The organism is Actinoplanes aureus (assembly GCF_015704865.1).
GTDB lineage: Bacteria > Actinomycetota > Actinomycetes > Mycobacteriales > Micromonosporaceae > Actinoplanes > Actinoplanes aureus.
Genome location: NZ_JADQTO010000029.1, coordinates 1 through 19,216, shown reverse-complemented (window position 1 = coordinate 19,216; position 19,216 = coordinate 1). Strand labels below are relative to the sequence as shown.

Below are 19,216 nucleotides of genomic sequence, written 5' to 3'. Positions count from 1 at the left end.
CCGTCAGCGGCGCCCGGCGGAGGTGAGCTGACGCCGGGCCACGTACTCCACCAGTTCGATCAGCACGTTGCGGGCCGCCACCTGGTCGCGGGCGTCGAAGAGCACGACCGGCACACCCGGGTCGAGGTCTAGGGCGCGGGCCACCGCCTCCGGCGCGAACCGGTGGTGGGTGTCGAAGCAGTTCACCGCCACGACGAACGGCGTACCCCGCTGCTCGAAGTAGTCGATCGACGGGAAGCAGTCGGCCAGCCGGCGGGTGTCGGCGAGCACCACGGCGCCCAGCGCGCCCTGCGACAGCTCGTCCCAGAGGAACCAGAACCGGTCCTGGCCGGGCGTGCCGAACAGGTAGAGCTGGAGGTCCTCGGTGATGGTGATCCGGCCGAAGTCCATCGTCACGGTCGTGGTGGTCTTGCCCTCCACGCCGGAGACGTCATCGGCACCCTCGGCGCCGGTGAGGACCTCCTCGGTCTGGAGTGGCCGGATCTCGCTGACCGATCCGACCATCGTCGTCTTGCCCGCCCCGAACCCACCGGCGATGAGAATCTTGAGGGCGACGGGAATGCGCGACGAGCCGCCGTTGCGGTCAGAGCGCACGGAGTCCATTGACAACCGCCTTGAGTACGTCGACGTCGTGCGGCTGCGTGGCCGCCGGAGGTTCGTACAGCGAGATGAGGCCCGCTGAGCGTAGGTCACCGAGGAACACGCGGACCACGCCGATGGAGAGGTCCAGTTGGGACGCCAATTCAACCACGGAGATCGGCTCCCACGCGGCAGCCACGATGGCGTGGTGCTCAGGTTGCAGCTGCGGGCCGAGCGGCATGTCGGGAACCGTGGCCACGACGAAGGCGACCAGGTCGAAGTCGCCCCCCGAGGGAGCGACCCGGCCCTGGGTCATCGCGTACGGACGAACCACCGGCCCCGCGTCGTTGTCCAGCCAGTCGTGATTCACCCGCGGCTGCTCAGAGGGCATCGGACGGTGCTAGGACCGTCCGCTCCGGAGCGCTCATGATCTGTCCCACCCGGGTCACCAGCATCGCCATCTCGTAGGCGATCAGGCCCAGATCGGCGTCGGCGGAGGCCAGCACGGCGAGGCAGGCGCCCTGCCCGGCGGCCGTGACGAAGAGGAAGGCCTCCTCCATCTCGACCACCGTCTGGCGTACCTGACCCGCCCGGAAATGCCGGCTCGCGCCCTTGGCCAGGCTCTGGAAACCGGCCGCCATGGCCGAGAGGTGCTCGGCGTCCTCGCGGCTCATCGCCGCGGAACAACCCAGCATGAGCCCGTCGGCCGAGAGGACCACCGCCTGCTGCGCGGTTGGCACCCGTTCGACGAGGTCGTCGAGGAGCCAGGTGAGGTTCGCGCTCTGCTTCGTCGTTGCCACTATGCGTCCTTCTCCAGCCTGAGGTTCTCCGCGGGACCCGCGGCACGGTCGCCGGCCGCACCCGCCTCGGTCCCGGATGGTGCGTTGTCCCGCGCCGTCGCGACATCGACGAAGGCCGGGATGCTGACGGTAGCCGCCTCGGGGATCACTCCATTGCCCGGGATCTCGGGCTGGTCCGCGGAGGCGACGCGGGAGGCGTCGACGCGGCCCCGGGTGGTACCCATTTGCAGGGCGCTCATCAGCGAGCGGACCTGCTCCGGGGAGCGCGCCGGCGCACTCGACTCCGGCTGCACCACCGGCTGGCGCAGCTGCGGTGCCAGGTTGGCCTGGCGGACCCGCTTGGGCAGCCCGTCCGCGTCGACGGCCTCCGGAAGCGGCGCCGGGGGCAGCGGTTCCATCGGTGCCGCGGGGGCCGAGTTGCGCGGCACCGCCCGCGGCGCTGGAATCGCGTCCGGCGACAGGTCGGCCGGTGGCTCGCTCCGGCGACGGACCCGCCGCCGCTGGACCAGCCCGTCCGGACTCAACTCGGCGGCGACCAGGCTCGGCGAGGGCCCGCCGATCTCGCCGGTGGCCGCGTGCGAACCGGACTGGGTCGTCGCCTCCTCCGGCGCCGGGTCGGCCTCGGCGCGCCGCCCGGCCACGGTCACCTGGCGCAGCTCCTCGCCGCCCTGCCATTGCAGAGCGGCAAGCGAATGCCGCGCCGGGTCGTCGCTGCCCGACCCGACGAGCGGGCCGTTCAGAGCCGGCTGCGGTACGCCACCGGACCCCACCGGCACGGCCGGGCCGGGTGCGGCGGTCACCAGCTCGCCGGGGATCAGCACGATGGCGGTGATTCCGCCGTACCCGGAGGCTCGCAGCGACACCCGGATCTGGTGCCGGTTCGCCAGCTGGGCGACGACGAACAGACCCAGCCGCGCGCTGTCGGTCGGGTCGAAGTCCGGTGGCTCGGCGAGACGGCGGTTCGCCTCCTCGAGCGCCTCCGGGCTCATCCCGAGCCCGCGGTCCTCGATCTCGATCGCGTAGCCGTTCGGCAGCACCTGGCCCACGACCTGCACCCGGGTGTGCGGCGGCGAGTACGACGCGGCGTTCTCGATCAGCTCGGCGAGCAGGTGGATCACGTCTCCCACCGACCGGCCGACGATCGCGGACGAGTTCACCGAGCGGATGTCGACCCGCTTGTAGTCCTCCACCTCGCTGATCGCGCCGCGCACCACGTCGATCACCGGCACCGGGTTGCGCCAGCCCCGGCCCGGCGCCGCACCGGCGAGGATGACCAGGTCCTCGGCGTGCCGCCGCATCCGGGTGGCGAGGTGGTCGACCCGGTACAGGTCCTCGAGCTCCTGCGGCTCGGTCTCCCGGCGCTCCATCCGGTCGAGCAGGGAGAGCTGGCGGTGCAGCAGCGTCTGGCTGCGCCGGGCGATGTTGAGGAACACCTCGTTGATGCCGCGCCGGACGTTCGCCTCCTCGACCGCGGACTGCACGGCCGTACGCTGCACGTCGTTGAAGGCGTGACCGAGCTGGCCGATCTCGTCCCGGCCGTACTCCAGCGGCGGTGTCTCGACCTCGACGTCGACCGCCTCGCCGCGTTGCAGCCGCCGGACCACCGAGGGCAGTCGCTCGGAGGCCATCTCCAGGGCCTCGCGCCGCAGCCGGATCAGGCGGCCGACGATCGAGCGGCCGAACCGTACCGAGACGAAGACCGAGACGATCAGGGCGGCGAGACCGAGCAGGCCGGCGACGGCCAGCCAGAGCAGCACGCTCGCGGCTAGCGGCGTGGCGTCCTCGGCGATCTGCTCGACCGCTCGCAACTGGAACGCGGTCAGGTCCTGCGTCGCCTGGTCGTAGACCGGTTGCCACTGAGCACCCGAGATCGGCGTCGGCCCGCCGATGTAGCTGTCCTCGATCAGCGCGTTCTGCATCCGGGTGAGCTCGAGCAGGGTCGGGCTCATCACCAGTCTGGAGAAGTCGCCCTGCACGCCGACCGGCATGTCGGCGACACCGGCCTCCAGCAGGTACCGCGAGGTGCTGAGGTTCTCCATCAGCTCGCGGCGCGAGACGCCGTCGATACGGCCCGCCGCCGCGGCCGCCGCCATCAGAGCGTCGGCCCGGCTCAGGTACTCCTGGCCGCGGAACGCGCTGATGACACCGCGGACCTCCCGGTCGACCCGCTCGCTGAAGAAGATCGCAGCGGTGCGGGAGACGTCGAACCCGAGGTCGGCCACGCCGTTGAAATACTCCATCTGGCCGAGCACGTCGATGTCCCGGGCGTCGATCCGGGCGCGGATCTCACGCAACCCGCCGAGCTTGGTGTCCAGTTCGGCCACTTCGGCCCGGACCGCCTCGTCCAGGTCGGCTTTGCCGGCGGAGTCGCGGAAGGCGGCGATCGCCTTGTCGGTTGCCACCCGCTGCTGGGCCAGATCGCTCGACTCCGATTTACGGACGGCCAGGTAGGCGGCGGAGAAGTGCCGCTCCCGCTGCACCTGCATGATCAATTGCAGCCCTGGGTCACCGAGCCGGTGCACGGCCTCGCGAGCCTCCAGCAGGGTGAGTGCCGGGCCGGAAGTCACCACTGTTGCGAAGATCCAGAGCGCGAGCAGTGCCGAGAGCGGCACCGCGACCATCGCGATGATCTTCGAACGGATCGACCAGTTGTGACTTCTCATCAGGCTCCGCCCGAGGGGTTCGGTAGGAAACGATCAACGCCTGGCCGGCCGTGACGAGGCGATCAGAATGCGACGGCTGCCACGCCTGACTCATGCGCTTCGGCAGAATACGTAATGACGTCCGTCTCAGCTAGTTCCGCGCTGTATCAGATGCTGGGCTTCCATCCCGTTTGCCCTGGCAGATTGGCATGCGATCTTTTTGTACGACGGTCAGCCATGTGACAACGCCGTAACGGTGACCCAGAGTGATGGGATTGGCGGCTGGTACCCAGTGGGAATACCTCCTACGGAAGAAGGAGGAACCTGATGTCCGCCACCGTCACCATCGTCCTGATCGTCGTCGTCCTACTGGCGCTGGCCGCGATCGCCCTCGGTGTCCGGGCCGCGCGGCGCCGCAAGCTCCAGCAGACCTTCGGGCCCGAGTACGACCGGGTGGTCGCCGACACCGGCAACCGCACCGAGGCCGAGAAGGAACTGCTCGAGCGCACCAAGCGGCACGCGCAACTCGAACTCAAGCCCCTGTCCGCGGAGTCGCGCTCCAAGTACTCCGCCGCCTGGGAGGAAGTCCAGATCCGCTTCGTGGACAACCCGAAGGAGGCGGTCGAGACCGCCGACGAGCTGGTCACCAGGCTGATCGCCGAGCGTGGCTACCCCACCGGGGACTACGACGAACGCCTCGCCAACCTGTCCGTGGAGCACGCCTCCACCCTCGAGCACTACCGCGCCGCGCACGACATCAGCCGGCGCAGCAAGAGCGACGAGGCCGAGACCGAGGACCTGCGGCAGGCCCTGGTCCACTACCGGGCGCTCTTCGCCGATCTGCTCGGTGAGGACCCGGTGGCGCACAACGGCCCGGCCGCCGAGGAAACCACCGCACCCGCACCCCGCCGTAACGTGGACGACACAGAGGACACCACCACCGATCCCGGCGTCACGCGTACTCGCCCCGACGCCACCAGCCGCTGAGGAGCTTGACGATGCGCTTCTTCTCCAACGAGGCCAAGGACAACGACGAGCGGGACCCCGAGGACCGGGACGGCACCGTGCAGTCCGAGCCGGTGGCCGTTCCGGCCCAGCGTGCCGGTTCACCGTGGCAGCACGCGCCGGCCGAGGGCGCGGACCGGCCGCCGGTCCACGAGCCCGCACCGCAGCCGACGGCGTTCGGGGCGTCCACTGTGGGCGGCGCGGTCGCCGCGTCGGCCGCCGCCGGCCCGCAGGAAGCCGGGCCCCGGCCCACCGACCGCACCACGGACGCGGCGTCCGGCGTGGCGGACGACCAGACCGTTCCGATCGGCGACGCCCGGCACGCGGACGACGTCGATCGGACCGTGCCGCTGAGCTCCACCACGACCGACGACAAGGCCGACCACGACAAGGCCGACCACGACAAGGCCGACCGCGACGAGCCCGGCCACGACAAGCCCGCCGACGAGACCCCCGTCGACGTCGCCCTCGAGGATCACGGCACGTTCGACGACCCGAAGGTGTCCGAGAGGGTGCCGGAGAAGGCGTCCGAAGAGGCCGCCGTCGATCTGGCCCTGGAGGACCGCGGCACGTTCGACGACCCGAAGCTCGCCGATGAGACCCGGCCCGAGACCAAGACCGAGAAGGATCAGCACGAGAAGGCCACGCCGGCCGGCCCGCCGGCGTTCTTCCCGACCGCCGACACCGAGGCCCTGCGGGAACGGTGGCGCGACGTGCAGCTGCGCTTCGTCGACGACCCGAAGGGTGCCACCGCGGAGGCGGCCGGCCTGGTGGACGAGGCGGTCGACAAGCTCACCAGCGCGCTCCGGGACCAGCGTGGCTCGCTGTCCAAGGGCAGCGACGACACCGAGGCGCTCCGCGTGGAGCTGCGCAGCTACCGGGACATCCTGGACCGGCTACTCGGCCTCTGAACGAGAAGGGAGCCCCGGCCGGGGCTCCCTCATCAGTCCTGCGGGAAGGTCGGCTCGACGTCCGGATCGTCCCCGGTGGGCGGCCCGGACGGCTCGGGGTCCGCGGACGGCGCGCTGGGCGACACCGACGGCGACGGCGCCGGCTCGCTGATCGACGGCGAGGCGGACGGGCTCACCGAGCGACTCGGGGTGAACTCGACCACCGGGTCGGCCGGCGATTTCGTGGTGGTGCGGAGAGTACGGGAATCGGCCGGCGGAATCGGGTAACGCGTCACCGGATCCGCGGTCTCCGGCGAGTCACCCGCACCCGCCCCGCCGAAATCCAGCTCGGTCCCGGTGTCCGGAACCTGCTCGCCGACGGTGGCCGGACGCTCGTCCGGAGCGAGTTTCACCGTGCCCAATTGGGCGCCCAGCCAGAGGGCCGGACCGAGACCGATCGCCACGATGGCTCCGAAAAGCGCCAGTGGACCTCGTTCCATGAGCGCCCTCCCCGCCTCCGAGACGATCGTCGCGCCTCCCCGGCACCCGTGCTACCCAATTGCGTAGACACCGAAGCGAACAATCGCTGAGGTTATTGTGACCCAAAGTGACGTAATGGTTGCTCATCCGTCGTGGATGAGACTGGAGGATCAGCGGGTTCCGCTCAGGAAGGCGGCCGCGTCTTCCCAGGCCGACCAGCCGCCGGGCAGTTCCTCGGTGTCGAGCGCCGGGCGCAGGGTCACGCTTCCACCGTCGCGCAGGCCGATCACCCAGCCCCGGCGGCGCCCCGGCTTCGTGGTCAGCGACGCCACGTCGACGAACGGCAGGAACCGGCCGTCGGCGTCGGCCGGCGTGCTGGCCGACGCCGGGATCCCCGCGGCGGCGATCCGGCCGAGCCGGCGCCGGGCCTCGGCGGTCCGGCCACGGGGCAGGCCGGGCACCAGGTACAGACCGAGATCGGTGATCAGCAGGTCGGTCCGCTTCCCGTCCGCGGAGAGGTTGACCAGACCGCCGAGCACCTGGGCGCGGGCCGGTCCCGCGCCACCCGCCGGCGCGGCCAGGTCCACACCGATCTTCTCCAGATACTCACGGACGGACTGGGTGGTGGCCGGATCGGCGGCGGCCACGGCCAGCTCGGCGAGATTCAGGTACGCGCCGTCCACCCCGACCACCTCGGCCGCGCCGGTCCAGCTGTGCCGCCACCGGACGACTCCACTGCGCAGCGCGGCGAGGGCCAGCATCAGGCCGAGCAGGTCGACGACGCGCCCGGTGGTCTCCTCCGGCGACAAGTCCGGGAAGAGCGTGCCGGCCGCCTCCCGCAGCCGGCCGTCGCCGGCGAGTTCCAGCACCCGCTCCGGGCCGGGCACCGGAGCGCCGACCGCTCGCGAGATGGTGGCCAGCGTGGCCTCCGCCTCCCGCTCCATCTCGGCGGTACGCGCCAGGCTGAGAAACTCGGACCAGGACACGACGGTACGCCCGCCGGGCGGGAACGCCACCGCTTGCAGCGCCCGCCCGAGTTTGGGCAGGTCAGGCACCAGCTCTTCGGCCGGTTCGGCGTTCTCCGCGACAGCGGGCTCACCGGCCTCCGCCGGCTCCTCACCGTCGGGCGAGGGCGCCAGAGCCGCCAGCCGCTCCCCCAACGGCGGATGCGGATCCCACGGCCCGGACGGCTCGGGGTCCTGCGCCCGCAGCCGGGTCAGTTCCACGGCACGCGCGGCCAGCACCCGCAGCAGCCCTCCGAAGACGTCGTCCGGAACGTACCCCGCCTGCCATCCCGGCCCGAGATATTCGGCGTGGAACAGCCGCTGCATCCCGGCCAGCGCCGGCAGGTCGCGCAGTGCCGCGACCGCCGGCGCCACGCCGGCGTGCTCGGCGGCGATCCGGTCGGCGGCCAGCTCCTGAGCCCGGCTGAACGGCGCTTCGATTCGCCGGTACCAGCCGGCGTAGGCGCGCAGCACCGCCCCCGCCGGGTTGCGCCGGGAGATGCGCGGCACGATCCGGCTCACGGCCACCCGGCCGCGGTACGCGACCGGAGCCCACCGGCTCAGCCGGGGCGAGGTGTGCGCCAGTTCGTGCGCGACCACGGCGCGCAACCGGTCCGGATCCCAGGCCATCAGCAGCGGCAGGCCGAGATACAGGTCACGGCGGCCGCCGATCAGGCCGAGCAGCCGGGTCCGTTCCCCGAGCACCGCGGTGGCGTCGGCCACCACGGTCAGCGAATCCGGCGGGCGCACTCCGGCCGCACCGGCGGCCTTGTCGGCCAGTTCCCAGAGTCGCGGAGCGTCGTCGCGGGTGACCGCCACCCCGGCCGGCACGCGGCGCCGGGTGTGCAGGGCACGCCAGGTCGCGTATCCGGCGGCACCGAACGTGGCGATGCTCAGCGGAACCCCGGCACGGAGCGCGACGGCGCTCGGCAGCAGCGTGAGCGCCGTCCAAAGGACCAGCAGCACCACAGCCAACTGGAGTCCCGCGACGAGCAGGAACCCGGCCAGGGCCGCGGCCGACACCCTGGCCGCTCGTGCACCGTTGCTCAAGCCGTACTCCTCCCGCACATCGGCCCTAGCGTAGGTGCCGAAACCAGGCGCGTCCGTTTCGCACCCGCGCAGCGGGATATACGAGCGACATGGCCGACCTCGATCAGACCCTCGCCGTCGCTCTCAAGGGGTACGCCTGGCTGCCCGATCTGCGCCGCCGCGCGCACGGCGGCCCGGTTCGGACCCGGATCATGGGGCAGCCGGCGGTCGGCATCTGCGGGCCCTCCGCGGCACGGTTCTTCTACGCCGACGGGAATCTGGAACGGCACACCGCGCTGCCCGCCCTGATGGTGCGCACGCTCTTCGGCGTGGGCGCCGTGCACACCCTGGACGGCGGGCCGCATCGGCTCCGCAAGTTGCTCTTCACCCACCTGCTGCTCGGCGACGGCATCGACACGCTGGCCAAACTCGCCGGCGAGGCGTTCGACGAGGCGGCCGAGGGGTGGCGGGGCGACAATCCGGTCGTCCTGTTCGACGAGGTGGCGCGGATCATCGCGAGGGCGGTGACCCGCTGGGTGGGCGTACCGGTGGCGGACTCCGAGGTGAATGCCCTGGCCCGCGATCTGGTCGCGATGGCGGACGGCTTCGCCACGGTGGGGCCGCGCGCCGCGCGGGCCCTGGCCGCGCGACAGCGGCAGGAGCGGCGCTTTTCTAAGATCATTTCGACGGTACGCGAAACCGAGGCGTCCCCGGAACCCCTGTCGGTCGTCGCGCACCACACCGACGAGTACGGGCTCCTGAACCCGCGCACCGCGGCCGTGGAACTGCTCAACATCATCCGGCCGACCACGGCGGTGGCCTGGTTCGTCGCCTTCGCGGCGCACGCGCTGGACCGCTGGCCACGACACGTGTCACGACTGCGGGACGACGACGAATACACCCGGGCGTTCGTGCACGAACTGCGCCGGTTCTACCCGTTCGCACCGTTCCTCGGCGGACGGGCGACCCGTGACCTCTTCTTCCAGGGTGAGCCGATCCCGGCCGGGACGCTGGTGCTGCTCGACATCTACGGCCAGCACCACGATCCGGCTCTCTGGGAGGACCCGTACGCGTTCCGCCCGGACCGCTTCCTGGGCCGGGAGATCGGCGACTTCGACCTGATCCCGCAGGGCGGCGGAGATCCGCGGACCGGGCACCGCTGCCCCGGCGAGAAGGTCACGATCGCGGTGCTGGGCACGCTCGTCCAGCGGCTGGCGCGCCTGAACTACTACCTGCCGCCACAGAACCCCGACATCGACCTGAGCCGGATCCCGGCCCGGCCCAGAAGCGGCATCGAGATCGTGGTGCCCTGACCGGTCAGGGCCAGTCGATCTCGGCGGAGCGGTGGTAGGCGATGCCGGCGGCGTCCCAGCGCGGGCCGAAGGCGGCGAGCCGGGCCCGGAACGACTCCCAGTCCCGGCTGCCCCGGGGCGACCAGGCCACCTCGGCGATGGCCGGCAGCCGGGGCAGCGTCAGGTACTGCACGTCCGCCACGCTGCGCAGCGTCTCCGACCAGAGCGGCGCCTCGACCCCGAGCAGTGCCTCCTCGCCGACGCCGGGCAGCCGGTCGGCCGGGTCCCAGTCGTACGCCCGCTCGACACTCAGGTGACCGGCCCAGTCCAGGCCGAGCCGGGTGTCCGCGTCGTACTTCATGTCCAGATAGGTACGGTCGGCCGGCGCCATGATGACCTGCCGTCCGGCCGCGGCGGCCCGGGTCACGTTCGGCTCGTCGCCCTCGATCCGCCAGAACTGGACGACCGCGGTCTCCGGCAGGTCGGCCGCGGCGATCTCGTGCCAGCCGACCGCCCGCTTGCCGTACTTGCCGGGGAGCGGGAGCACCCGGGCCAGGAAGGTGCGGTAGTCCTCCGGCGGCGTGGACAGGCACTCGTCGCCGCCGATGTGCAGGTAGGGGCCGGGGGTCAGGTCGGCGACCGTCTTGATCACGTCTTCGACGAAGGCGTACGTCTCCTCCATGCCGGCGACCAGCGAGCTGTAGCCGACCTCGGCGTCGGTGCGCGGCGCCACCGCCTGACCGTCGGCGGTCAGTTCCGGGTACGCCACATGCACCGCGTTCACGTGCCCCGGCATGTCGATCTCCGGGACGATCGTGACGAACCGTTCGGCGGCGTACGCGACCACGTCGGCGTACTCGGCCAGCGTGAGGAAGCCCGGCCCGGTCCCGTCCACGCCGGTGCCCGCACCTCCGCTGACCTCGGTGAGCCGCGGCCAGCCGGGAATCTCCAGTCGCCAGCCCTGGTCGTCGGTGAGGTGCAGATGCAGGTGATTGATCTTGAACTGGACGAGCAGGTCGATGTGCGCCTTCACCTCGGCGGCGGTGAAGAAGTGCCGGGCCAGGTCCAGCATCGCGCCCCGGTACGCGTACCGGGGCGCGTCCTCGATCACGCCACCCGGCAGCACCTCGCCGAGCTGGAGCACCGTCTGCACGCCCCAGAACAGCCCCTGCGGCGAACCGCCCGACAAGGTGACCGAATCCGCCGTGATCGCCAGCCGATAGGCCTCGGCCGCCAGCGTCTCGTCCAGGAGGAGGCGGACGGACCCGTCCGCACTGATCGGCAGGTTCAGATGGGCGGCGACACCGGCGGCCTCGCCGACTGCGCTTACCGCCGTGCCGGCAGTGATCGTGAAGGTCACGGCCGGGTCCGGCCGCACCGAGGCCGGTAGTGGGATCACGTCGCTGAGCTGCTTCGTCTGGGCGCGCACTCTGAACACTCTAAACTGTTTCCTCATGACGATCACCGTGCTGGCCCCGCGGCGGAAAACCCATGCCACCCCATAAAACACGTCACGGCGTGATCGGCGATGAGAAGCCGCTGCACGACCTAGCCGCCCGAACCTTCGGGCTGGCCTGCCCGCCCGGAACGGCGCAGGCGGACATCGACGCCTTCATCGCCGAGCACCTGTCGGTGGAGAGCTTCGCCCGCTACCTCGACGACCCGGACCGGATCATCGTGATTGTGTCCGCGGACGATCAGCCGGCCGGCTACTCGATGCTGGTCCGCGGACCGATCACCGACCCGGATGTGGCCGCGGTGGTGGACGAGAAGACCAGCATCGAGCTGAGCAAGTTCTATCTGGCGGCGGAGCGGCACGGCAGCGGCCTGGCCGGCGCGCTGATGACCGCGACCCTCGCCGCGGCCGCCGGGACCGGGTCGGAGTCCTGCTGGCTCGGGGTGAATCAGCAGAACAGCCGGGCCGCGAAGTTCTACGCCAGACACGGCTTCGAGATCGTCGGGGTGAAACGCTTCCTGGTCGGCCGCGAGTGGCACGACGACCATATCCGGCAAAGGACCCTATCCTTCGCCCATGGCTGAGGTGCGCGCTGCGCGGGACGAGGACGTCGAAGCGATCTGTGACATCTGCGCGAGGGCGTACCACGCGACCTATGCCGGCCTGGTGAGCAGCGATTACCTGAACCGGATGCTGGACGAGTTCTACCGGCCGGAGCGGGTCGGCAAGGCGATCGCGGCCACCCCGCCGGACTGGCTCGGCTATCAGGTGGCCGAACACGACGGCCGGGTCCTCGGCTTCGCCGCCGGCGGCATCACCACCGCCGGCGCGGGTGAGCTGTTCACCCTGTACCTGGAGCCGGGCGAACGGGGGCGCGGGCTCGGCACGCTGCTCCTGGACCGGATCACCGAGCAGCTCCGCGAGCAGGGCGCGACCGAGATGTGGGTGGCCGCGCTGGCCGGAAACGAGCTGGCCGTCCCGTTCTATCGGGCGCGCGGCTTCGTCAAGGAGGGCGAGCGGCCGGCGTACGGCACGACCGGCGCCGAGGACTACCGATCCTGGCTCCTGCGCCGACCGATCTGATTCAAGAAATTTTATATAAGCGTGGGCTTAAACGTGACGCGAAAGTGTCGCACCCGGTCGGTACCTTCTTTGTGCGGACCGGCGCCACGGGGGTGCCGGTCCGTCCATATTGGGCTCATGCCGCGCCACGGACCAGCGCTTCACCGGTCGTGCGCAGCTGGTCGCGGAGCTCCTCCGGCGACTCCACAGTGAACGGTGCGGCGAGAACCCCGAGCAGCATGACCGGCCAGCCCAGGTCGTCGACGCTCATCCGCAGGCGCGACGATCCGTCCGGCAGCGGCTCCACCGCGGCCCATTGGCCGACGAAGGAGCGGACCACCTCGGCCGGCGCGTGGATCAGCACCGACACGTCGTAGCGGTTGGGGATGGTGGCGAGCCGGGCCCGCAGCCAGGCCACCGGGTCGCCGCCGGGCAGGTCCCGGGGACGGAACCGGGCACCGGTCAGGGCCGGGCCGGTCAACCGGTCCACCCGGAAACTGCGCCAGTCACCCCGGTCCAGGTCCCAGGCGACCAGGTACCAGCGGCGGCCGAGGGAGACCAGCCGGTGCGGCTCGACGTGCCGGCGCATCGTCTCGCCCTCGCGCGGGGTGTAATCGAACCGCAGTCGTTCCTCGCCCCGGCACGCCATCGCGATCGTGGTCAGCGACGCCGCGTCCAGCGTCGGGCCGCCGCCGAACACACCGGGGGCGGTGACCGCTTGCAGCGCGTCGATCCGGCGGCGCAACCGGGGCGGGAGCAACTGGATCACCTTCGCGAGTGCGCGTACCGAAGTCTCCTCGAAACCGGCCACGGCGCCGGCGGCGGCGCTGCGCAGCCCGACCGCGATCGCGACCGCTTCCTCGTCGTCCAGCAGCAGCGGCGGCACCGCCGCGCCGGCCTGGAGCTGATAGCCGCCCGCGACGCCGCGGGCGGCGTCCACCGGGTAGCCGAGCTCGCGCAGCCGGTCCACGTCGCGCCGCAGCGTGCGCGGGCTGACCTCGAGACGCTCGGCGAGCTCGCCGCCGGGCCAGTAGCGGTGGGTCTGCAGCAACGACAGCAGTCGCAGCATCCGAGCACTCGTATTCGCCATGAATCCAGACTCCATCGCATTGCGGTCAGAAAGTGGCCGCTTAAAACTTTAGCGTCGTTGACATGATGATTGAGACGCGAGAGCTGACGAAGCAGTTCAAGGACGTCCGCGCGGTCGACGGGATCAATCTGACGGTGGCGCGGGGCGAGCTGGTGGCGCTGCTGGGGCCGAACGGCGCCGGCAAGTCGACCACGTTGCGGATGCTGACCACCCTCATCCCGCCGACCGCCGGTAACGCCTCGGTCGGCGGCTTCGACGTCGTACGGCAACAGCGTGAGGTACGCCTGCGGATCGGCTACATCGGACAGGGCAACGGCGCCGGGCACAGCCAGCGGGGCCGCGACGAGCTGGTCAGCCAGGGCCGGGCGTACGGGATGCGGGTCCGCCCGGCGCGGGAGCGGGCGAACGAGCTGGTCGACTCTCTCGGGCTCGGTGACGTCGCCGACCGTACCGTCTCCACCCTCTCCGGCGGCCAGCGCCGCCGCCTGGACATCGCGATGGGCCTGATCCACTCGCCGGAGCTGCTCTTTCTCGACGAGCCCTCCACCGGTCTGGACCCGCAGAACCGGGCCAACCTCCAGGAGCACATCCTGCGCCTGCGCGAAGCGCGGGAGACCACGATCGTGCTCACCACGCACTACCTGGACGAGGCCGACTCGATGGCCGAGCGGGTGATCGTCATCGACCACGGACGGATCATCGCGGACGACACCCCGCAGCGGCTCAAGGCCAAGCACGTCGGTGACCACGTGATCCTCGGCTTCACCGCCGAGCACGACGCGATCTCCGCGGCCCGCACGCTACACGCCGAACGGCACGGCACCGAGGTACGCGTCACCGCCGAGGACGGCCCGCAACAGGCCCCAAAGCTGCTCGACGACCTGAGCGCGGCCGGCCTCGCCGTCTCCTCGATCGAGGTCACCCGCCCCACGCTCGATGACGTCTTCCTGACCCTGACCGGCCGCAGCCTTCGCGAGGGCCGCGCCGAAGAGACCGTGGAGGTCTGATCATGACTTCGCTCGTCAGCGACACCCGAGTGGTCTTCAGCCGGGAACTGCGACCGGTCATCCGGGACCCGTTCTCGGTGATCTTCTCGATGATCCAGCCACTGTTCTTTCTGGCGCTGTTCGCGCCGTTGCTACCCGGTGAGTCGTCGCTGCAATGGTTCGTCCCCGGGATCGTCGTGATGTCCTGCCTCTTCGGCTCCTCGATGACCGGCTCCAACCTGCTCTTCGAGATGCAGACCGGCTCGCACGAACGGATGCTGGTCACCCCGCTGCGGCGGCCGGCACTGCTGATCGGGCGGGCACTCAAGGAGATCGTGCCGATGGTCGCGCAGGCCGCGCTGATCGTCGTCGTCTGCATCCCGTTCGGCTTCGAGCTGCACTTGGGCGGCGCCGTGCTGGGCCTGCTCATCCTGGCCGGGTTCTGCATCGGTCTCGGCGCGCTCTCCTACACGCTCGCGCTGGCCTCGAAGAACAAGGAGTGGCTGTTCTGGACGGTGCAGCAGACGCTGCTCTTCCCGTTGCTGCTGCTCGCCGGGGTGCTGCTGCCGATCGACAACGGTCCGGGCTGGTTGCGCGCGCTCTCCCACTTCAACCCGATGACGTACGTGGTGAACGCGGAACGCGCGTTGTTCTCGGGGGACGTCCTGACGCGCGGCACGGTCGAGGGTGTGATCGCGGCCGCCGGCATGGCCCTGCTGGGCCTCTTCGTCGGGGTACGTGCCATGCAGCGCTCGGACTGATGGTCGGCGACCGCTACCTTTCTCTCGCAGCGAATGTGCGGGAGAAAGGTAGCGGCGATGCTCGGTTGGCGACGCGGGCGGCGCGGCTCGGCTGATGCCGAGTCCCGGCGGCCCGCTCTGCCGGTCCTGCCGGCTCTGCCCACTTTCCCCCGGGCCCTCGGGCGGCTGCTGGAGAGCTTGACCCAGCCGGCCACGCCGGCGCCGGCCGCCCGCCGAGGCAATCCGGACGCGGTGGTGGACTGCGCGGTCTACACCGCTGGGGTACGCCGCGGCGGGGCCGGACAGATCCCCTACCCCGAGGCCGCCCGGCTCGCCCGCCGGCGCGGCTCGTTCGTCTGGCTGGGCCTGCACGAACCGGACCGGGCCACCATGGGCGCGGTGGCCGAGTTGTTCGGCCTGCACCACCTCCTTGTCGAGCAGGCTGTCTCGGGCGGGCACCGGCCGGGTGTGGAGACCGTCGGCGAGGTCACCCGGCTCGTCCTGCGCACCGCGCGGTACGTCGAGCACGACGACCTCACCGCCACCTCGGAGGTGGTCGAAACCGGCGACGTCACGGTGCTGATCGGCCCGTGGTTCGCGATCACCGTGCGGCACGGCCCGGTGGGCCCGCTCTGGGCGGTGCGCCGGGAGCTGGAACAGCGCCCGGAGGTGCTGCGGCTGGGTCCGTGGTCGGTGGCGTACGCGGTCGGCAGCCGGATGGTGGACAGCTACCTGGAGGTCTCCGATCATGTGCAGCACGACCTCGAGCGGATCGAGGAGGAGACCTTCGCCACCGTACGCACTTCCGAGTTCGCGCACATCTACCAGCTCAAACGGGAGATGGTGGAGTTCAAGCGCGCGGTACTGCCGCTCGCCGACCCGCTGACCCGACTGCTGGAGATGCGTGAGTTGCCGACCGGACTACGGCCCTACCTGGTGGACGTCCGCGGCCGGCTGGCCCGGGCGGTGGACCGGGTGGCCGGCTTCGACGACCTGCTGAACTCGATCCTCCAGGCCCGGCTGACCCAGGTCTCGGTGGATCAGAACCACGACATGCGCAAGATCGCCTCGTGGGCCGCGATCGCCGCGGTGCCCACCGTGATCGCCGGGATCTTCGGGATGAACTTCGACGTGATGCCGGGGCTGGACTCGCCGTACGGTTTCGCCGCCTCGATCGTCATCATGGCGCTGATCGGCGGCGGCCTCCACCGGCGGCTCAAGCAAGCGGGTTGGCTATGATCGAAATTGATCACACACAGTTATAGCGATGCAAGTCACAATGCCGCGACGCGCCCCGATCAAGGGTGACAGCGGCGTTAAAGACCCCCAGCATGGTGGGGTTCGTCAACCCATCGGTGCGTGTCAACCACCGATACGGCTAGTTTCCACACCGGACGGTCGGCGAAGCTCGGGCGCCTTGCCCTAGCGCACGAACACGGTTAGTTACTAGTTTGGCTGACTGCGTCGATCTTTGGGGGGAGTACCTAGTGACGGCAACCGACGCCGCACCGCAGCACGCGGAGTCGACGGGCAAGGGCGGCATCTTCTCGGCCTTGAAGGGTCACGTCGACCTCTTCCTCAACGCCGGATCCCTGATGGCGACCACGCTTCTCACGTCGCTGTTCGGCTTCGCGTACTGGTGGGTGGCAGCCCAGCTGGCACCGATCGAGGCGGTCGGCCAGGCCTCCGCCGCAGTGGCCGCGATGACACTGGTCGGCACGATCGGCATGTTCGGCATGGGCACCATGCTGATCGCCGAACTGCCGTCGATCGCCCGCGGCAAGTGGGACCTGATCTCGACCTGTCTGCTGACCGCGGGCACCGCGGCCACCGTCGGAGGTCTGATCTACGTCGCGCTGGCCCACCTGTGGATCCCGAGCCTGCAGGACGCGCTCGGCGGCAACGCCGCGACCGCGCTGCTGGTCGTCGGCATCGCGCTGAACGCCATGACCCTGGTCCTCGACGAGGCGATGGTCGGCCTGCTGCAAGGCCCGCTCCAGCTGATGCGCAACGCCTGGTTCTCGGTGATCAAGCTGGTGCTCCTCGCCCTGGTGGCGCTGCTGCCGGGCGTGCTGACCGGCGGCGGCATCCTGCTCACCTGGGTGGCCGGCATCGTCGCGTCGACCGTGATCCTGCACCGGACGCTCCGCAAGCGCGGCATGATCGACTCGCTGCGTCCCCGGGCGAACCTGTTGCGCGGCCGCGGCAAGGCGACCTTCGACCACAACCTGCTGAACCTGGCGACCTACCTGCCGCGGGCAGCGCTGCCGCTGGTGGTGACCGCGGTCCTGTCGGCCGAGGCGAACGCCGCGTTCTACACCGCGTTCATGGTGCTCTCGTTCCTGGCCATGGTGCCGGGCAACGTGGCGCTGACCCTCTTCGCGGTGACCGCCGGCGACAAGGCCGCGCTGCGCGGCAAGGTACGCGTCGGCCTGCTGATCTGCCTCGTGATCGGCCTGCCCGCCTCGCTGGTGGTGTTCTTCCTCTCCGATTTCATCATGTCGCTGTTCGGCGCGGAGTACGCGGAGACCGCCGGCACCGCCCTCGCCATCCTGGCGCTGTCCTACATCCCGTTCGTCTTCCACCACTTCTTCCTGGCCATCTCCCGGGTGCAGAACAAGCTCCGCGGCGCCGCGATCTTCGCGGTCTTCGCCGGCGTGGCGGAGTTGCTGGCCGCCTGGTGGGGCGGCAGCAAGGGCGACCTCAACGACCTGGTCACCGCGGTGGTCGTCGTGATGGTGATCGAGACGGTGCTGGTCGCGCCGATGGTCCTGAAGGTCGTCTTCGCCCCCGTCGTCGACATGTCCGCGGTAGCAGAGGGAGTTAACGTCATGTCCACCACCAGCCTCACCCTGCGCGAGCGCGCATGGCTGCCGCTGGAGTACATCCGCACGGTCGGCCCGCTCACCGGAGTCAACGCCGAGCGGGTCCGCGAGGCGCTGATCGGCCTGCACGTCTCCGACCCGACCCACCGCGCGGTCTCCCGCCTGGACCGGAACGGCTCCAACTGGCAGCACATGGACGGCGCGTCGTTCGCCCGGTACGTGCACGAGGCGGTGACCGACCTCGGCCCCGGCCCGGTGGACTTCGACGCGATGACCCGGCAGCTCCAGTCCGAGCCGCGTGGGCACCACCCGGTGCGGATCCTGGTCGGCGGCGGCTACTTCGCGCTGAAGGTGTCGCACGCGTACGGCGACGCGGGCCCGGTGAACACGCTGGTGCGGGAGATCGTCCTGGCCGCGTACGAGCAGCGGGCGGCACGTATCGCCCCGTCGGTGCGGCACCGCACGGCGCTGGTCAAGGCCTGGTGGAAGCAGTTCGGTCTGCACCCCGACCGGTGGAAGACGGGCCTCAGCTTCGCGCGGCCGCCGCACCCCGAGCCGGCGCCCACCCGCCCGTGGCAGGACGGCCTGACCGTACGCACCGCCCGGTCCGCGCGGGTGCTCGGCCAGATGCGCGCCTGGCGTGACGAGTACGCGCCCGGCGTCACCACCTCGGCCATCACCTTCGCGGCGTTCACCGCGGCGCTGATCGAGCACGGCTACCGGCCGGACCTGCGGGGTGCCACGTTCCTCGCCGACGCCCGCCGCTACCTGGACAAGGGCGTCAGCATCGACAGCAACTTCTGCCAGGGGCCGTTCCTGACGCCGCCCAGCCTCACCGACCCGGTCGCCATCCACAAGACGCTGAAGGCGGAGCTGGCCACCGGCCGGATCCTCACCATGATGCTGCTGCGCGAAGGCAAGATCATGCTGACCGGTGCGCCGGGCATGCCGGACCCGTACCCCACCGAGGGCCCGGTCGAGCCCCGGCCGCAGCTCACCTTCAGCAACCAGGGGCGGCACGACGTGCTCGGCGACCTGCCGTGGGCGGTCGAGCCGGCGGGCCGGGTCAACCAGAGCGTCCCGACGCTCAACGGGCCCGAGGGGATCACGCTGACCACCAGCGAGATGAACGGGGTCCTGCACCTGGAGGCGACGTTCCACGCCACCACCTACGACCCGGCGCTGATCGCCCGCGCCCTGGACGTGGTCTGCTACGACCCGGCCGGGCTCATCATGGCGCATCGCTGATCCGGACGGCGCCCGGCCGGACTGCCCCCCGGCCGGCCGGGCGCTTTCTCGCTAACCCGCACATCGGGTATTCATAAACGACGCGCGG

General features: G+C 70.8%; 17 protein-coding genes. 9 read left to right on the top strand and 8 right to left on the bottom strand.

Going from position 1 to position 19,216, the window contains the following annotated elements:
• Positions 1-3: 3 nt before the first annotated feature.
• From I4J89_RS40010 to I4J89_RS39995, 4 genes are read right to left on the bottom strand one after another with little or no spacing between them, the layout of a single operon-like run.
• Positions 4-603, bottom strand: coding sequence for a GTP-binding protein (locus tag I4J89_RS40010; RefSeq protein ID WP_196419423.1), 600 nt, complete (start codon positions 601-603; stop codon positions 4-6).
• On the bottom strand, positions 584-970 hold the full coding sequence (locus I4J89_RS40005) for a DUF742 domain-containing protein (RefSeq protein ID WP_196419422.1): 387 nt from the start codon (positions 968-970) through the stop codon (positions 584-586). The genes I4J89_RS40010 and I4J89_RS40005 overlap by 20 nt, the downstream gene beginning before the upstream one ends.
• Positions 960-1,382 carry a roadblock/LC7 domain-containing protein gene (locus I4J89_RS40000; protein ID WP_196419524.1) on the bottom strand — a complete coding sequence of 141 codons (423 nt, stop codon included), beginning with the start codon at positions 1,380-1,382 and terminating at the stop codon, positions 960-962. The genes I4J89_RS40005 and I4J89_RS40000 overlap by 11 nt, the downstream gene beginning before the upstream one ends.
• Positions 1,379-4,042 carry a sensor histidine kinase gene (locus tag I4J89_RS39995; protein WP_196419421.1) on the bottom strand — a complete coding sequence of 888 codons (2,664 nt, stop codon included), beginning with the start codon at positions 4,040-4,042 and terminating at the stop codon, positions 1,379-1,381. Before I4J89_RS39995 ends, I4J89_RS40000 begins: the two co-directional genes overlap by 4 nt.
• A 306-nt stretch (positions 4,043-4,348) precedes the next feature.
• Between I4J89_RS39995 and I4J89_RS39990 the strand changes: the two genes are divergently transcribed.
• Both I4J89_RS39990 and I4J89_RS39985 read left to right on the top strand, forming a co-directional pair.
• The gene (locus tag I4J89_RS39990) at positions 4,349-5,008 is read left to right on the top strand and encodes a hypothetical protein (protein WP_196419420.1); all 660 of its coding nucleotides are present in this window, start codon (positions 4,349-4,351) and stop codon (positions 5,006-5,008) included.
• A gap of 11 nt (positions 5,009-5,019) precedes the next feature.
• Positions 5,020-5,937, top strand: a complete 918-nt coding sequence (locus tag I4J89_RS39985) for a hypothetical protein (protein ID WP_196419419.1) — start codon at positions 5,020-5,022, stop codon at positions 5,935-5,937.
• A gap of 32 nt (positions 5,938-5,969) precedes the next feature.
• Here the strand turns inward: I4J89_RS39985 and I4J89_RS39980 are convergent, their stop codons facing one another.
• Entirely contained in the window at positions 5,970-6,416 is a 447-nt protein-coding gene (locus tag I4J89_RS39980) for a hypothetical protein (RefSeq protein WP_196419418.1), read from the bottom strand.
• 150 nt (positions 6,417-6,566) lie between these two features.
• Positions 6,567-8,450, bottom strand: coding sequence for a M48 family metallopeptidase (locus tag I4J89_RS39975; protein ID WP_196419417.1), 1,884 nt, complete (start codon positions 8,448-8,450; stop codon positions 6,567-6,569).
• Positions 8,451-8,539: 89 nt separating this feature from the next.
• Between I4J89_RS39975 and I4J89_RS39970 the strand changes: the two genes are divergently transcribed.
• Positions 8,540-9,742, top strand: a complete 1,203-nt coding sequence (locus I4J89_RS39970) for a cytochrome P450 (RefSeq protein WP_196419416.1) — start codon at positions 8,540-8,542, stop codon at positions 9,740-9,742.
• A gap of 4 nt (positions 9,743-9,746) precedes the next feature.
• Here the strand turns inward: I4J89_RS39970 and I4J89_RS39965 are convergent, their stop codons facing one another.
• Positions 9,747-11,150 carry a beta-N-acetylhexosaminidase gene (locus I4J89_RS39965; protein WP_309238681.1) on the bottom strand — a complete coding sequence of 468 codons (1,404 nt, stop codon included), beginning with the start codon at positions 11,148-11,150 and terminating at the stop codon, positions 9,747-9,749.
• An 89-nt stretch (positions 11,151-11,239) separates the two neighbouring features.
• On the opposite strand from I4J89_RS39965, the gene I4J89_RS39960 reads away from it, so the two are divergent.
• Both I4J89_RS39960 and I4J89_RS39955 read left to right on the top strand, forming a co-directional pair.
• Complete coding sequence (locus I4J89_RS39960; RefSeq protein ID WP_309238680.1) at positions 11,240-11,761, top strand: GNAT family N-acetyltransferase; 522 nt, start codon at positions 11,240-11,242, stop codon at positions 11,759-11,761.
• On the top strand, positions 11,754-12,260 hold the full coding sequence (locus I4J89_RS39955) for a GNAT family N-acetyltransferase (protein WP_196419413.1): 507 nt from the start codon (positions 11,754-11,756) through the stop codon (positions 12,258-12,260). The genes I4J89_RS39960 and I4J89_RS39955 overlap by 8 nt, the downstream gene beginning before the upstream one ends.
• 115 nt (positions 12,261-12,375) lie before the next feature.
• Here I4J89_RS39955 and I4J89_RS39950 read toward each other — a convergent pair whose 3' ends face one another.
• Entirely contained in the window at positions 12,376-13,329 is a 954-nt protein-coding gene (locus I4J89_RS39950; RefSeq protein ID WP_196419412.1) for a helix-turn-helix transcriptional regulator, read from the bottom strand.
• A 62-nt stretch (positions 13,330-13,391) separates the two neighbouring features.
• On the opposite strand from I4J89_RS39950, the gene I4J89_RS39945 reads away from it, so the two are divergent.
• From I4J89_RS39945 to I4J89_RS39930, 4 genes are all read left to right on the top strand, one after another.
• Positions 13,392-14,336 (top strand): ABC transporter ATP-binding protein, encoded by a 945-nt coding sequence (locus I4J89_RS39945; protein WP_230860415.1) that lies wholly within the window; start codon positions 13,392-13,394, stop codon positions 14,334-14,336.
• A 2-nt stretch (positions 14,337-14,338) separates the two neighbouring features.
• Positions 14,339-15,076: an ABC transporter permease gene (locus I4J89_RS39940; RefSeq protein WP_196419411.1), complete on the top strand. Its 738-nt coding sequence runs from the start codon at positions 14,339-14,341 to the stop codon at positions 15,074-15,076.
• 57 nt (positions 15,077-15,133) lie between these two features.
• The gene (locus tag I4J89_RS39935) at positions 15,134-16,294 is read left to right on the top strand and encodes a magnesium and cobalt transport protein CorA (RefSeq protein ID WP_196419410.1); all 1,161 of its coding nucleotides are present in this window, start codon (positions 15,134-15,136) and stop codon (positions 16,292-16,294) included.
• A gap of 248 nt (positions 16,295-16,542) precedes the next feature.
• Entirely contained in the window at positions 16,543-19,128 is a 2,586-nt protein-coding gene (locus I4J89_RS39930; RefSeq protein WP_196419409.1) for a lipopolysaccharide biosynthesis protein, read from the top strand.
• Positions 19,129-19,216 lie beyond the last annotated feature (88 nt).

Excerpts from the sequence above, each read along its gene's own strand:
- I4J89_RS40005 (WP_196419422.1), bottom strand. The coding sequence starts at position 970 with ATGCCCTCTGAGCAGCCGCGGGTGAATCACGACTGGCTGGACAACGAC.
- I4J89_RS39935 (WP_196419410.1), top strand. The coding sequence starts at position 15,134 with ATGCTCGGTTGGCGACGCGGGCGGCGCGGCTCGGCTGATGCCGAGTCC.
- I4J89_RS39950 (WP_196419412.1), bottom strand. The coding sequence starts at position 13,329 with ATGGCGAATACGAGTGCTCGGATGCTGCGACTGCTGTCGTTGCTGCAG.
- I4J89_RS39940 (WP_196419411.1), top strand. The coding sequence starts at position 14,339 with ATGACTTCGCTCGTCAGCGACACCCGAGTGGTCTTCAGCCGGGAACTG.
- I4J89_RS39990 (WP_196419420.1), top strand. The coding sequence starts at position 4,349 with ATGTCCGCCACCGTCACCATCGTCCTGATCGTCGTCGTCCTACTGGCG.
- I4J89_RS39955 (WP_196419413.1), top strand. The coding sequence starts at position 11,754 with ATGGCTGAGGTGCGCGCTGCGCGGGACGAGGACGTCGAAGCGATCTGT.
- I4J89_RS39985 (WP_196419419.1), top strand. The coding sequence starts at position 5,020 with ATGCGCTTCTTCTCCAACGAGGCCAAGGACAACGACGAGCGGGACCCC.
- I4J89_RS40010 (WP_196419423.1), bottom strand. The coding sequence starts at position 603 with ATGGACTCCGTGCGCTCTGACCGCAACGGCGGCTCGTCGCGCATTCCC.
- I4J89_RS39980 (WP_196419418.1), bottom strand. The coding sequence starts at position 6,416 with ATGGAACGAGGTCCACTGGCGCTTTTCGGAGCCATCGTGGCGATCGGT.
- I4J89_RS39945 (WP_230860415.1), top strand. The coding sequence starts at position 13,392 with ATGATGATTGAGACGCGAGAGCTGACGAAGCAGTTCAAGGACGTCCGC.
- I4J89_RS39995 (WP_196419421.1), bottom strand. The coding sequence starts at position 4,042 with ATGAGAAGTCACAACTGGTCGATCCGTTCGAAGATCATCGCGATGGTC.
- I4J89_RS39970 (WP_196419416.1), top strand. The coding sequence starts at position 8,540 with ATGGCCGACCTCGATCAGACCCTCGCCGTCGCTCTCAAGGGGTACGCC.